This window comes from Tissierella sp. (assembly GCF_052089545.1).
Taxonomy (GTDB): domain Bacteria; phylum Bacillota; class Clostridia; order Tissierellales; family Tissierellaceae; genus Tissierella_A.
The window spans coordinates 1-14,638 of the sequence record NZ_JBQDAA010000040.1 but is presented as its reverse complement, the minus strand read 5'-3'; the positions used below and the strand labels follow the sequence as shown (position 1 = coordinate 14,638).

Sequence of the window (14,638 nt, the reverse complement as noted above, 5' to 3'; positions counted from 1 at the left end):
CTTATTTTTAAGCTTACTTTATCTCCAATTACTCCACCAAGTACAAATATAATAAAGTTGTCTATTTTTACTACACCCTTACCTTCATGGGTAAAATCTACTATTTCGCCTTCTAATATATCTCCTAATTTAAAATTCATTTTCTTGCCTCCAGTTTTTTGTTTCTATTATTTACTTTATCACATTTAGATAAAAATAATAAGTGAAAATAGATTTATCTAATATTAATTTTGTTTAAAGTTTTATTTTATAGGATATAAGTTAAATAAACTATTCTTTAAAAGTCTGAAAGGATTTGATATTTATGTCAAAGATTAAGCTTCACAGGGCTTATGAGGAAAAAGGAAAAGATGATGGTTATAGAGTTTTAGTTGACCGCTTATGGCCTAGAGGTATAAAAAAAGAAGACTTGCCCTATAGTTTGTGGCCAAAGGATATGGCTCCTTCTGATAAACTTCGAGAATCTTTTAATCATGATGAGGATAAATTTGATGATTTTAAAAAATCTTATAAAGAGGAATTAGAAGATAATAAAATGAAATCAGAGTTTTTAGATAAGGTAAAAACTCAGCTCCAAAAGCACAATGTTACTTTTGTATATGGTGCAAAGGATAAAAAGCATAATCAAGCAGTAGTTTTAAAAGAATGGACTGAAGAAAAACTGAATTTATAGTTGTATTTTAAAAAAGAGATATTTCATAACTAATCGATTAGTTATGAAATATCTCTTTTTTATTGATATAGCCGTGTGACAAATTTTGTATCTTATACTCCAAATCCAAGGAAAACAGTTATATTTAAATGATTTTTTATGGATTTGGTGAATCAATATTATCTAGGTCTACCTTTAAATAACAACTCATCTAATTCTTTACCATTTGTAATTATCCATTCATTATCTTCTTGAACAAGTTCAAAGTTTCCTGTCATTTCTCTAAATGGAGGATCTTCCAATATCATATTGAAAATTTCATTTTGCCTTATAGCCTTCTCTTCTTCTGAAATTTCTCCTGAAGAAAGAGCATCACTAAACTCCTCCCTAAGTGATTGTAACATTGCTTGAGTTACAACATCATCCAAGTCTATACTATCTACAGTAACATTGACCGTTGCATTTTCCCCGTCTATCTCTTCAGAGTTTATCTCATAACTAGTATTTTTAAAAGCCTTTTCTAGATTATCTAGCATTTCTGATGAATCTCCTATCAGACTCTCATCTTCTAAAATTACATCATCTAATCCCATAGTTTTTAGGGCTTCCATATCACCATTTTTAAAATCTATCATAAATTTATCTACTGCTTCACTTGGACTACTTTTAATTTCCTCGGTGCCACAAGCTGATAAACTTAAAGTTAGTATAAATGCAACTAAAATATATAAAATTTTTTTATTCAGCCTCATAAAATTCCTCCTATTTATAACACTTTTCATTCAAATTATTCATTTCAATAAAATATATAACTAACTAATAATATATGCTAACAAGTCTTATAATAAAAAGGAGATTTTAAAATCTCCTTTTATAATTTGGTCCTTATTATCTAATAGTTTCTTAGCCTTCTTAGAGAAATAGGCCATAATTCCAAGTATAAACTTTAATTTTATTAACTATATTTTATAGTTTTATGTTTATATATAACCATTAATAAAAATAGTAAACATTTATGATGAAATAGAATCAGTTATAATAGTTTTTCATGGTAGAATAATTATAGATAATGTTAAAATATTTATTTTCTACTCTTTTATAATAAATCTATCAAGCATCCAAATTACAGCAGGTAGTACGACAAAGGTACTAATCATAATTAAAGAGACATTAATTACAGTCATGATACCAAAGTCTTTTAAAATTACAAAGTTTGAAAAAACCAGCACGGCAAATCCACCCATTGTTGTAAATTCAGTAGATAGGGTTGCTTTACCAATTCGAGTGATTGTAATGTTTAATGCTTCAGTCTTATTCTTACCTTTTTCTCTTTCTTCCACATATCGATCTAAAACCATAATTGTTGTCTCCGTGCCCATTCCTAATACCAAGGCACCTAAAGTAGCTGTAATCGGCGTATAGTTAAAGCCTAGGAGATACATAACTCCACCAGACATTCCCACAATTAAAACTACTGGTAATATAGGGATTAATGCCTTAATTGGGTTTCTGTAGATAAGGAATATACCTAAAAATACTAAAGCAATTCCCAGGAATGTCATCTTCATTCGACCACCTGTTAACCCTTCGACCATCTCTACATCCAGGACGCTATTCCCAGTAACAGTAAGGTCCATAGGTGCATCCTCTAAATCTTTATCCAAATCGCTAATAAATTTCTCTAATTTTTCTGTATCCATATGCTTAATGTTAAGAATCATTGAGCCTTTTGTCATATCTTCACTAACAAACATACTGCGTTGACTTCCAGGCAAATCATCAAGCAAATCAATATATTCTTGGTAGCTTAAATCCTCACCTTCAGAAATATTAGCCACTAAACTATCGATAGATTTCACATCTTCAATCTCGGCACTATACTGATTCGAAATATAGTCCTCTTTATCTTGTATCCATGAGATATTACTTTCAGATAATATATTTTCATCTTTCATATAAAGAACAATTTGATCCGTGGAACCAACCACATCTCTTACATATCGAATATCTTCTAAGGCCTTCATATCTTGCGGCATAAAGGTTTCAATATCAGTCTCCACTCCAACTTTTGAATCGCCAAATAGTCCTAAACTAGCCAAAACAATAGCAATAATCAGAACGATAGGTGCAAAACGACTCACCCATTTAGTTGTTCTACTTAATATTCGGCCAAGTATTCCCCCATCATATTCTGCATCTGAACTAGATTTTGTATCTGATTTTATATGTTTTGATACTGGGTTATACAGATCTCTAATCCTTAAAATAGGCATTAGTAAGAAGATACTGACCAAGAAACTAACAACTACTCCAATTGTTAACATTTTTCCAAAATCCTGTATCATAGGTACAGGTGATACATAGAGGGAAATAAATCCTAACATCGAAGCTAAAACAGCCATGGCAATAGCTCTCCCCGTTTGGGTAAGTGATGTGGTGACTGATAATTCTTCTTCATATCTATTATGGAATTGTATTGAAAAGTCAATTCCAAGACCGATTAATATGGGGAATACGGCCATAGAGACCATAGTCATTGATACACCTAAATGGCCCATCAATCCTAGAGTTCCAATTACTGCAACTAAAATAATACCTATACTAAAAGTACCCCAACGAACTTTAAATATAAAGAAAAGCACAAGAGTCATAACAATTGCTGCAGCAACAACCATATACTTCATATTAACTTGCATTTCCTCTCTCAAAGAAGCGTCTAAAACAGGTTTACCCGAGATTAAATACTCTATTTCTCCATCTTTGAGCTCTTCTCCCATTGCATAAACTTTGGGACTATTTCCTTTCGTTAAATTGTCGTCAGCCTCTTTACCAAAGTTCTCAGCTTCCATAGCTTGCTTTACTTCTACATAAACTTCATCTTTGACAGTATCTTCAATATTTCCTTCCAACTTGATCATCATCATTAAATGTTGATCGTCAATAATTGTATCTGAAAATATATCCTTTAATTCTCCATCATCATCGTACAGTATAAAATCTAATTCATCTTGATTATGAGGAATATTAGCTACCATCATTCCTGATTTTTCAACAAATGTTTCTAATGCTTCACTTAAATCAGTTAAATTTTCACCCATGGTTACAAAACCATCAGCCATTGTTTTCAATTCATCTGGGTCAATTCCACCAGATAGATTGACCTTCATCTCCTCAACTTCAGCTTCTATTTCTGCCATCATATCTGTAAATTGACTAGATGGATCTTGAGCTCCTGTTAAAGCTTCACCCATTTTATCTGGCAGATTGGATAATCCACCACTCATTTCCGTTAATTTACTACCCATAGTTGTGAAGCCACTAGCCATTGAATTTAATTCTTTAGGAGAAATTCCTCCAGAAATATTAACTTTCATTTTAGCAACTTCTCTTTCCATATTTTCCATTAGATCATTTAACATCTTTGAAGGTGCATTACCCAATGACCTGCCAATCTCTTCCGGTAGGCTTGATATCTTATCACCCATTGTATTTAAACCTTGCCCCATTTCTGTTAGGCGTATAGATATTTCTTCTAGTTCTCCCGCTGGCATTCCTTCAGGCAAAGTATTTTTCATTTCATTGATTTCTTTTACTAAATTTGCTTGTATCTCAGTCAAAGCATCTGAAGTATTAGTTGGTACTTCCTTTAATTGATCCGTATTTTCTGCTATTGTTCTCAAAGCATTTGAACTTTCTTTTAACTTTTTAGAAGTTTGAACTAATTGTTTCTTTAATTCAGTGTTTTCCGCTTGTTCTGCCATTTGTTCTAGCTGGCTCGCCATAGTCGTGATCCCTTCAGAAGACTCAGATAATCCACCAGCTAACCCGGTTATTCCTTGGTCTAAATTATCTTGTCCTTTAATTAAATCATTAAACATTTTAGAAATACCTTCTAAATCATTTAGTTTTTCTTCAATATTTCCCATATCCGGAGAATCCATGCTTCCAATATTCTTACCAATCATAACAAGCCCATCGCCCATTTCGTTTAATCGAGAACTCATTTTCCCAACTTTTTCTTCCATTTCAGCCATTTCAGCTTCTTGGCCTGCAAACATTTCCTCCACCAGTTTATCAGGGTTCATATTGACCATTAATTGGTCGAGTTTCTTCTCGATTTCTTTAGGATTTGGAACATCTTTGCTTCCCAGTTCAGAACCTATAGTGGTTAAATTATTTCCCATCTCAGTTAGCCCACCACTCATTTTACCAAGATCTTTCGTCATTTTAGCTATTTCTGATTCTTGTTGTTCTAACAGGTCTCCCATAAAGCTATCAAGATCTATATTGGCCATTAAATTATCCAACTTTGATTCGATTTCATCTGGATCTGGAACATCTTTGCCAGCTAATTCTGTTCCTATTTCAATGAATTTTTTAGACATCTCATCAAGTCCATCACTAATCTCTGGGAGATTCTCTTTCATTTTCTCGCCTTGCTTATCTGTCATTTGATGGATAATACTTGCTGAACTTAGAAAAGAATAGATATCATCATTGTGCTTTAATCGTTGTTCAACATTCCACATCTTCTCTATATTTTTTTGACTTAAAAGATCTTCTTGCCTTCCTTTCAGCAAGACCATAATAGCATCAGCACCAAATTCTTCTTCCATTTCATAGTTGGAAATATAAGCTTCACTATCCGATTGGACCAAGGTATCATTTCCAGTAGCCATATTAACTTTCACTGCACCAGAAATTAGAATAGCTCCTATAATTAAAGAAGCAAATAATACTTTAAATGGTGATTTTTCAATTAATTTTCCTATTCTTTCATATAGCTTATTCATTAATAAATCTCCTATCTATCGTCTATTTAATTGTCAGTACAAGATTATCTATATACTCTTCAATTTTCTTTTTATCTGTTTCTGGGAAATATAAAAAAGATAAGATGCTACCCATTAATAACCTCAAAGAAAGTTCTTTATTTTTAAGTTTTATACCTGCTTCTTCTATCGATGCTTCTAGTAAAGAAACAGTATTATTTACGTAATCAAAACCTATTACTTCAGAATTTATCTGATTTTCCATTAAAATTAGTTTTAGTATTGCACGATTGTTTGAAGCAAATTTAATTCGATCTTTCAAGATATATTTTAATTTTTCAGTAGCTTTCATACTATTTGATTTGATTATAGAATCATCTAGGCTTAAAGTTAGTATAGGCTCGATCCCTTCCTTAAATAATTCTTCTTTTGTAGAGAAATGCCTAAATAAAGTTACCTCAGATATATCTGCCTTCTCAGCTATACTGGCTGTAGTAGTAGCATTATATCCATTTTCTACAAACAACTTCATGGCAGAATCTATAATTTGGGCTCTTCTCTCTTCTTTGGACATTCGTACTTTCTTTTTTAGTCTTTTCATACTACCCCTCCTATGTAAGTAACTACTAACTAACGATTACTATAGTAGCATTAATTGTTTTTTTTGTCAAATAAGTAAAAAGGTTGATAAATAAATCGAGTAGGAGATAATTAAAATAAATAATTATCTCCTACTCGATTTATTTATACTTTATTGCTGCCTATGCTGCTATTATCATAAAAATCCTATCTCAGTTTTCAGCTACTATAGACCACTTTTGAAGTATCTCTAAACATATAAAAGAACTCTATCTTTTCTCTCCTTAAATACAATTGAGACTCTCAAAAGATTTTCATCAATTGATGGTCCACAAACCCCTGTTAATAACACATATCGGGATCAAAATTTATCATTTTTTTCATAATAATACACTCCTTTTATTTTCTAAATTTCATTATTTTTTATTCTTTTGACTAGATTTTTCACTTTATCTTCTATTAAATTTCTAGTTTCTCTAAATTCTTCTATAGTTCCTCCAGATGGATCATCAAGGCCCCAATCTTCTTGATGTTTGGAAGAAATAAGTGGGCAAACTACTCCACAACCCATGGTTATTAGTATATCTACCTCTTGTGGTATGTCTATTACAAGCTTAGGATAATGACTATTCATAGATATCCTTATTTCTTCCATAACCTTAACCGCTAAAGGTTTTACTTCTGGATACTCTTCTGTCCCTCCTGAGTAGCTTTCTAATACATCACTACCTAGATGTCTAGCTAGACCCTCTGCTATTTGTGATCTACATGAATTGTGAACGCATATAAATGCTACTTTATATTTCATTTTATCATCTCCCCCTTTCCATGATTACATTCGATTACATTCATGCTACATGTAAAAAATATTGCCCTTCTAATTATCCTTTACCGAACTTGGAAACCAATCTCTTGTATTATTAGCTATCTTAACCAATTGAAGCATAACTGGAACTTCAACTAAAACACCTACTACAGTTGCAAGTGCTGCTCCAGACCCTAAACCAAAAATTGATATTGCTACTGCTACTGCCAGTTCGAAGAAATTTGATGATCCTATCATTCCTGCTGGTGCAGCTACATTGTGTGGTAGCTTCCAAGCTTTTGCCCATAAATAAGCAATAAAAAATATTAAGAAAGTCTGAATGATCAGTGGTATTGCAATTAATAGAATATTAAGTGGATTATCAACAATAATTTGTCCTTGGAAAGAAAATATGATTATTAAAGTTAACAATAGCCCAATTATAGTTATATTGCTAAATTTAGGAATATAAATTTTCTCAAAATATTTTAATCCTTTACTTTTAGTTATTACAGTTCTTGAAATAACACCTGCTGCTAAAGGTATAACCACAAATAAAACAACCGATAAGAATAATGTACTCCAAGGAATTGATATATTACTCATTCCCAATAAAAATGCAACTATAGGAACATATCCTACTAAAATAATAAGATCATTTGTTGCTACCTGAACAAGAGTATATGCAGGATTTCCCTTAGTTAAGTGACTCCAGACAAATACCATAGCAGTACATGGTGCTGCCCCTAAAAGAACAGCCCCTGCAAGATATTCTTTTGCAAGTTCTGGAGATATGAAGTTTTTAAATACTACATTAAAGAAAAACAATGCTATGGAAGTCCACCTTTAACATCATTGGGTAAATCATCAACCATATTAAAATTGCTACTGGTATTGAAACATTTGAATATTCGAAGTTACTTAAAAATTCAGGTATTCCTGGAAGATAAACACCGATAAGAACACCAATTATCATACATAATCCTACCCATAATGTAAGGTACCTTTCAAAAAAACCAATACCTACTGAGATTTCTTTCTTTGCCATAATTCTCCTACCTTTTTAATTTATATTTTAAATATTGTCTACTTAAAACTAATTTTATTTAATTCTTCTATATTATCACAACTCATACCCTTTTCTGTATATACTGATAATTTTTTGATATCTAATATAAACGTATCATTTTGATCCATTTCATCTATTAAATATTCATATAAAAGTTTATTATTAGCAATAAATTCTGGATTTATCTGATAATATGTCCATTGAGATTTCTTTTCAAAAATAACGATCTTTTCACTTCTAAGTTTAGTCAAATGTCTGGATACATTGGATTGAGTTGTATCTAAAATAATCTCCATTTCACAAACACATAACTCTCCTTGTTGAAGTAAGTTTATTATTCTTAGTCTATTTTCATCGCCTAACGTTTTGAATAAGTTATCCATTTTTTCTCCCCTCTTATTAATTATTATATTCGATTATATTCATATGGTATTCTTGAAATTCTTTTTTGTCAACACTTTTAATTATTTCTTTTATCTCTACATTTTTTAACCCAGCTATTTTTCTACATCTTTTTGTACCTTATCTCTTCCATTCCAACCTTTTTTTATAGTCGTACTCTATAAGGGGAATAACTCTAACAGCTTCTTCTGAATTTATTTGTTGTTTTACCCTATCTTTAGAAAGTTCTATTATAACTACAACTTTTCCCTCTCCAAAGCTTTTTTATTTTAGTAATTTTAAACTTTACTCTATCTCCTACTACTCAACTTAATACAAAATAAGTAAAATTATCTATTTTTACTACACCCTTACCTTCATGGGTAAAATCTACTATTTGACCTTCTAATATATCTCCTAATTTAAAATCGATTTTATTGCCTACAATTTTTTCTTTCTATTATTTACTTTATCACATTTAGACAAAACTAATAAGTATAAAACATTTTAAGTTGTATTATTAAAAACAACATCCAACCATTAATAAAAATAGTAAACATTTATGATAAAATAAAATCAATTATAATAGTTTTTCATGGTAAAATAATTATAGTAAAAACAGGCCTTAGAGCTCGTGCTCTTTAGCCTGTTGTGTTTTTATGTATTTATCAATTTTATCAATATCTTTTGAGTTATAATATTGATCTGGGAATATTGTTAAAGCTTTCAATTTAGATTTATACTTAAAACTTTCTAGTTTGTTTTTATTAATATTTAATTTAATATCTTTTATATCTTCCCATTTTGCCAATCTCATTATCTGGCTTCCAGCTCCAAGAGGACGATAATAAATTCCTTTTTTACTAATCCCTTCCCCTAATATTCCAGATACCATAAATATGCTCCCAGAAATTGCAAGTAAATAACTATCCCAAGAATTTTCAGCTAAGTAATAAGACATACCTATAAACACTATAGGTATTATTCCTAATAAAACAGCTCTAGGCTTTGTAAGCTTCACAGGGTATATGCATTTTATCCGTATTCTAAAATGATATATAGCACCGGCACTAAATGCTAATATTAAAATCAAAACTGTTCCTAATTTATCTTCCAATTCCAACTCGCTCCTTATATAAATTATATCATTGATTAAGTTTTTTGTATGTTTACAACTACGTATGAGTTTTACTCTATTCTTATTGCGCCAAATTGAAAATGGTTAAAATTAAGCCCTAAAAGAAAGATTCTTCGTCGCTACACTCCTCAGAATGACAAAATCTTCTACTTCCTACTTTACTACTGATATTACTTCAATAAGCTTACTTATGGATAGAAGAAATTAGGAAAATAAGGAGTGACTTATGAAAGATGCTTTTTCCTTTCATGGAAGGACGTTTTCCCTAATTTCTTGAACACACCTGAGATTCATATTTTCCTACTAATATCCATTATAGCATATCTTCATATACTTTTTATTTTATTAATATATTACCAACTTACTAGCAACTTCTGCCTAATTTTCTAACAAAACAGGGTATTATCTCTTAAACTATTAAGAGATAATACCCTTCTTCTATTTTACACCCACTGCAAGTCTAGCTATAGTTTTGCTTATACGTCTAGGTTCATGTGTATACCTAGTCAATTATTGTGGATGTTTTATTGCTGCTTGTGCTGCTGCAAGTTTAGCTATAGGAACTCTAAATGGTGAACATGATACATATTGTAAACCTATCATATGACAAAATTCAACTGAACTTGGTTCTCCGCCGTGTTCTCCACATATTCCAAGTTTTATATCTGGTCTAGTTTCTTTACCACCTTCTATAGCCATTTCCATAAGTCTACCTACACCTTTTCTGTCAATCTTTGAAAATGGATCATTTTCTAGTATTCCTTTTTCTTGGTATTCATTTAAGAATCCTCCAGAGTCATCTCTTGAAAATCCAAAAGTCATCTGAGTTAAATCATTAGTTCCAAAGCTGAAGAACTCTGCTTCTTGTGCTATTTCATCAGCAGTTATAGCTGCTCTTGGTACTTCTAGCATAGTTCCTATCATGTATTCTACTTTATTGTTTCTTTCTTTAAAGACTTCTTCTATTTCTTCTAAAAGTTCTTTTTTAACATATTCTAATTCTTTTACATGGCCTGCTAAAGGAACCATTATCTCAGGTAATATGTTTTCATAACCTTCTTCTTTTATATCTATAGCTGCCTCTATAATAGCTCTTACTTGCATTCTATAAATTTCAGGATAAGTTATTGCAAGTCTACATCCTCTATGACCTAACATAGGGTTAAATTCTTGAAGTTCTTCTATTCTATCTTCTAAATCCTCAAATGAAATATTCATAGCTTCAGCTATTTCTTCTATATCTTCTTTTCTAGTAGGAATAAATTCATGTAGTGGTGGATCTAAAAATCTTATAGTTACAGGTCTATCTCCCATAACCTTATATATTTCATAAAAGTCTTTTCTTTGAACAGGAAGTAGTTCATCAAGTGCTGCTTTTCTTTCTTCTGCAGTATTTGCCATTATCATTTTTCTAACTGAAAATATTCTTCCTTCTCCAAAGAACATATGCTCTGTTCTACAAAGACCTATACCTTCCGCTCCAAAGTCTACACCTTGTTGAGAGTCTCTAGGATTATCTGCATTTACTCTTACTTTCATAGTTCTTAATTCATCTACAAATCCCATAAATTCTTCAAAGTTTCCACTTAAAGTAGGTAGTACTTTATCTATCTCCCCAAGATAAACTATACCTGTATTACCATCTAAGGATATATATTCTCCTTCTTTTATTACTTTATTTCCAGCTTTCATTGTTCCTGCTTCTTCATCTATTCTAACTTCACTACAGCCTGCAATACAGCATTTCCCCATACCTCTTGCAACTACTGCTGCATGTGATGTCATTCCTCCTCTTGATGTAAGGATACCTTCTGCTGATATCATACCCTCTATATCTTCAGGAGATGTTTCACCTCTTACTAGGATAGACTTTTCACCTTTTTGCTTTGCAGCTACTACATCTTCAGCATTAAAGTATACTTTACCTGAAGCTGCTCCAGGTGATGCTCCAAGTCCTCTAGCAATGATCTCAGTTTCTTGTAATTTTTTCTCAAAAGTAGGGTGAAGTATTTGATCAAGCTGTTTTGGATCTATTCTATTTACTGCTTCTTCTTTTGTGATTAATCCTTCTTTTACTAATTCAACAGCTACTCTTATAGCTGCTTCTATAGTTCTTTTACCTGTTCTAGTTTGAAGTATATATAGTTTTCCATTTTCAATGGTAAATTCTATATCTTGCATATCTTTATAGTGTTTTTCCAAGATATGAGTATATTTTACAAACTCATTATATACATCTGGCATAATATCTTCTAAATGTGAGATAGGTTCTGGTGTTCTGATACCAGCAACAACATCTTCACCTTGTGCATTCATTAAGTACTCACCGTATAGGGCATTTTCTCCAGTTGCAGGGTTTCTCGTAAATGCAACTCCCGTTCCTGATGTTTCGCCCATGTTTCCAAATACCATAGATTGTACACTTACTGCTGTACCTAAATCTTCTGGTATATCATTTAGCTTTCTATAAATAACCGCTCTTGGGTTTTTCCATGATTTAAATACTGCACTTACTGCAATTTCTAATTGTTGTAAAGGTTCTTGTGGAAATTCCTTTCCTATTTCGTCTAGATAAACCTTTTTATATCTTTCAACTAATTCTTTTAAGTCATTTGCATCTAGTTGTGTGTCTTGTTCAACATTTTTTTCTTCCTTTAATTTTTCAAGTAAATGGTCGAATCTTACTTTTGGAATACCCATAGCTACATCTGAAAACATTTGAATAAATCTTCTATAGCTATCATATGCAAATCTCTCATTTTCAGTAGATTTAGCCACTCCTTTTACTGAAATATCATTAAGTCCTAAGTTAAGTATAGTATCCATCATTCCTGGCATGGAAATAACTGCACCTGAACGAACTGAAACTAGAAGTGGATTTTCCTTATCAGAAAAACTTTTTCCAACACTTTTTTCTAGATTTTTTAAATGAAGATTCATTTCTTCTTTTAAACTATCCCAAAGTATTTCTCCTTCTTTAAAAAACCTACTACAACTTTCAGTTGTAATTGCAAAACCTTGAGGAACTGGAAGTCCTTCATTAGTCATCTCGGCTAGATTTGCACCTTTTCCTCCAAGCAAGTTTTTCATTTCTTTTGAACCTTCTTTAAAATCGTATATATACTTTTCTCTCACACATATACCTCCTTGATTTATAGTTTTATAAAAGATTAAAACTTATAGAGTTTTTAAAAGCAAAATTTAAAATTATATCAGCTGTCTCTTCTATAGCTTTATTTGAAACATCTATTATAGGACAACCTATTTTTTTCATTATTCTTTCAGCATATTCTAATTCATCTAAAATTCTTTCATATGTGGCGTAAGATGAACCTCTTCCAAGTCCTAATGACTTAAGTCTTTCTTCTCTTATTTCATTAAGCTTTTCGGGGCTATTGGTAAGGCCAATAACCTTTGTTGATGGTATCTCAAACAAAGCTTTTGGTGGTGGTACCTCTAATACTAGAGGAATATTTGCAACTTTAATATTTTTATTTGCTAAATACATAGAAAGTGGTGTTTTTGAAGTTCTTGAAACTCCAGCAAGTACAATTTCAGCTTGATGAAATCCTTCAGGATCTTTACCATCATCGTACTTTACGGCAAATTCTATTGCTGCTACTCTACTAAAATAATCATCATCTAATTTTCTTATAATGCCTGGCTCTCTAGATGGTGCAGATTCCAATTTTTCTTCTAAAGCTTCTATTATGGGGTTCATTATATCTATCGATAATATACCTGCTTTACTCGTATATTCCTCAAGATAATTTGCTAACTTTTTTTCTACTAAAGTATATACTATGATAGTATTTGGTTTTAAAGAAGCTTTTCCAAGAATAGTTTTTAACTCATCTATTTTATGAATATATGGAAATCTTTTTATTCTATAGTCTTGAGTTTTAAATTGAGATATAGCCGACTTTGCAACTAAGGCGCCAGTTTCACCCATTGAATCAGAAATAATATATATATCTAATAGGTGCAATTTACCATCCCCTTCCAATGTGTTGCCCTAATAAGTATATAGTACAACACATTTAAAATAAATGCAATACTTTTATATAGAAATATTATTTATAATTATTTCTATTTTCTTCCTCTAATTTTACACTTTAATTTAAAAATTATCCTCCATAATTTTCAATTCTAATTGACAATTATATCTATATCGGATAATATTAATTTTATATGTAAACCTATTAATATAAAATAACATTATATCAATATTAGAAAGGAAAATTAAAATGCAAAAAATAGTTTTAAGTATTGATAGTACTTGTGATTTAAACAACGAACTCATTAATTTTTACCATACAAAAGTATATCCTTATACAATTAATATAGGCGAAAAATCCTATAAAGATAATATTGATATTACTCCAAATGACATATATAAAATATATGAAAGAGATAAGATACTTCCAAAAACTTCAACTATAAATGTCTCAGAGTATTACAATTATTTTAAGCCCTTAGTGGCTGATGGTTATGATGTTATACATATAAATCTTGGAAGTTCACTTACAAGCGCATATAATAACTGTCGATTGGCTGCCAATGAACTCGAAGGTGTTTACCCTATAGACTCTCAAAATTTATCTACAGGATCTGGACTCTTAGTTTTAAAGGCTGCTGATTTAATCCAAGAAGGATATTCAGCAAGAGAAATTAGCGACAAATTAAAAGAACATAGAAAAAATATACATATGAGCTTTGTTTTAGACACCCTTGATTTTCTATATGCTGGTGGTAGATGTTCTAAAGTTGCATCCTTTGGTTCAAACCTATTAAAAATAAAACCCGTTATAAATGTCGATAACAGCTCTGGCTCTATGGGAGTGGGTAGTAAATACAAAGGTTCTATCGAAAAGGTTATAGTAAAATATATTAAAAACAAATTATCTACTTATGATAATATAAATAATGAGCGTATGTTTATTGTTCACTCTGGAATTGATGATAAATATATTCAAATTGCTAAGGATACAGTTTTAGATTGTATTGATTTTAAAAATATTCATATAACTACTGCATCTTGTACCATATCAAGTCATTGTGGTCCAAATACATTAGGAATAGCATTTGAGACTAAATAAGCATCTTATATAATAACTATACCCATAAATATAAAATACCCTTCACAGCTGTGAAGGGTATTTTATATTTATATATTATGTTACACTTTTAATCCATTTCTTAGAAACAATTCTCGGAATTGATACTATAAATTTAAAGACTT

General features: G+C 30.9%; 12 protein-coding genes. 2 read left to right on the top strand and 10 right to left on the bottom strand.

Translation table 11 applies throughout. The features are described 5' to 3' along the window. Nucleotides 1–304 precede the first annotated feature (304 nt). Nucleotides 305–673, top strand: coding sequence for a DUF488 domain-containing protein (locus tag ACTHW2_RS04815; RefSeq protein WP_442262729.1), 369 nt, complete (start codon nucleotides 305–307; stop codon nucleotides 671–673). Nucleotides 674–831: 158 nt separating this feature from the next. Here ACTHW2_RS04815 and ACTHW2_RS04810 read toward each other — a convergent pair whose 3' ends face one another. The 10 genes from ACTHW2_RS04810 to ACTHW2_RS04765 form a co-directional block, all read right to left on the bottom strand. Then, nucleotides 832–1,404: a hypothetical protein gene (locus ACTHW2_RS04810; protein WP_442262727.1), complete on the bottom strand. Its 573-nt coding sequence runs from the start codon at nucleotides 1,402–1,404 to the stop codon at nucleotides 832–834. A gap of 336 nt (nucleotides 1,405–1,740) precedes the next feature. After that, nucleotides 1,741–5,445, bottom strand: coding sequence for a hydrophobe/amphiphile efflux-3 (HAE3) family transporter (locus tag ACTHW2_RS04805; RefSeq protein ID WP_442262725.1), 3,705 nt, complete (start codon nucleotides 5,443–5,445; stop codon nucleotides 1,741–1,743). A gap of 22 nt (nucleotides 5,446–5,467) precedes the next feature. Then, complete coding sequence (locus ACTHW2_RS04800; protein ID WP_442262724.1) at nucleotides 5,468–6,025, bottom strand: TetR/AcrR family transcriptional regulator; 558 nt, start codon at nucleotides 6,023–6,025, stop codon at nucleotides 5,468–5,470. 384 nt (nucleotides 6,026–6,409) lie between these two features. Beyond that, nucleotides 6,410–6,811: an arsenate reductase ArsC gene (locus ACTHW2_RS04795; RefSeq protein ID WP_442262722.1), complete on the bottom strand. Its 402-nt coding sequence runs from the start codon at nucleotides 6,809–6,811 to the stop codon at nucleotides 6,410–6,412. A gap of 69 nt (nucleotides 6,812–6,880) precedes the next feature. Continuing rightward, nucleotides 6,881–7,636, bottom strand: coding sequence for an arsenic resistance protein (locus ACTHW2_RS04790; RefSeq protein ID WP_442262720.1), 756 nt, complete (start codon nucleotides 7,634–7,636; stop codon nucleotides 6,881–6,883). Beyond that, complete coding sequence (locus ACTHW2_RS04785; protein WP_442262718.1) at nucleotides 7,623–7,856, bottom strand: arsenic resistance protein; 234 nt, start codon at nucleotides 7,854–7,856, stop codon at nucleotides 7,623–7,625. The genes ACTHW2_RS04790 and ACTHW2_RS04785 overlap by 14 nt, the downstream gene beginning before the upstream one ends. Nucleotides 7,857–7,894: 38 nt before the next feature. Further along, complete coding sequence (locus tag ACTHW2_RS04780; RefSeq protein WP_442262717.1) at nucleotides 7,895–8,260, bottom strand: ArsR/SmtB family transcription factor; 366 nt, start codon at nucleotides 8,258–8,260, stop codon at nucleotides 7,895–7,897. Nucleotides 8,261–8,883: 623 nt separating this feature from the next. Further along, complete coding sequence (locus ACTHW2_RS04775; RefSeq protein WP_442262715.1) at nucleotides 8,884–9,375, bottom strand: hypothetical protein; 492 nt, start codon at nucleotides 9,373–9,375, stop codon at nucleotides 8,884–8,886. A 531-nt stretch (nucleotides 9,376–9,906) separates the two neighbouring features. After that, nucleotides 9,907–12,531, bottom strand: coding sequence for a pyruvate, phosphate dikinase (ppdK, locus tag ACTHW2_RS04770; RefSeq protein ID WP_442262713.1), 2,625 nt, complete (start codon nucleotides 12,529–12,531; stop codon nucleotides 9,907–9,909). A 25-nt stretch (nucleotides 12,532–12,556) separates the two neighbouring features. Beyond that, nucleotides 12,557–13,384: a pyruvate, water dikinase regulatory protein gene (locus ACTHW2_RS04765; protein ID WP_442262711.1), complete on the bottom strand. Its 828-nt coding sequence runs from the start codon at nucleotides 13,382–13,384 to the stop codon at nucleotides 12,557–12,559. 259 nt (nucleotides 13,385–13,643) lie between these two features. Between ACTHW2_RS04765 and ACTHW2_RS04760 the strand changes: the two genes are divergently transcribed. Continuing rightward, a complete protein-coding gene (locus tag ACTHW2_RS04760) occupies nucleotides 13,644–14,495 on the top strand; it encodes a DegV family protein (RefSeq protein WP_442262709.1) in 852 nt (283 codons plus the stop codon). Nucleotides 14,496–14,638 lie beyond the last annotated feature (143 nt).

What these genes read in the sequence shown, in the direction of transcription:
- ACTHW2_RS04780 (WP_442262717.1), bottom strand. Translation starts at nt 8,260, where the DNA reads ATGGATAACTTATTCAAAACGTTAGGCGATGAAAATAGACTAAGAATA.
- ACTHW2_RS04805 (WP_442262725.1), bottom strand. Translation starts at nt 5,445, where the DNA reads ATGAATAAGCTATATGAAAGAATAGGAAAATTAATTGAAAAATCACCA.
- ACTHW2_RS04815 (WP_442262729.1), top strand. Translation starts at nt 305, where the DNA reads ATGTCAAAGATTAAGCTTCACAGGGCTTATGAGGAAAAAGGAAAAGAT.
- ACTHW2_RS04795 (WP_442262722.1), bottom strand. Translation starts at nt 6,811, where the DNA reads ATGAAATATAAAGTAGCATTTATATGCGTTCACAATTCATGTAGATCA.
- ACTHW2_RS04760 (WP_442262709.1), top strand. Translation starts at nt 13,644, where the DNA reads ATGCAAAAAATAGTTTTAAGTATTGATAGTACTTGTGATTTAAACAAC.
- ACTHW2_RS04810 (WP_442262727.1), bottom strand. Translation starts at nt 1,404, where the DNA reads ATGAGGCTGAATAAAAAAATTTTATATATTTTAGTTGCATTTATACTA.
- ACTHW2_RS04785 (WP_442262718.1), bottom strand. Translation starts at nt 7,856, where the DNA reads ATGGCAAAGAAAGAAATCTCAGTAGGTATTGGTTTTTTTGAAAGGTAC.
- ACTHW2_RS04800 (WP_442262724.1), bottom strand. Translation starts at nt 6,025, where the DNA reads ATGAAAAGACTAAAAAAGAAAGTACGAATGTCCAAAGAAGAGAGAAGA.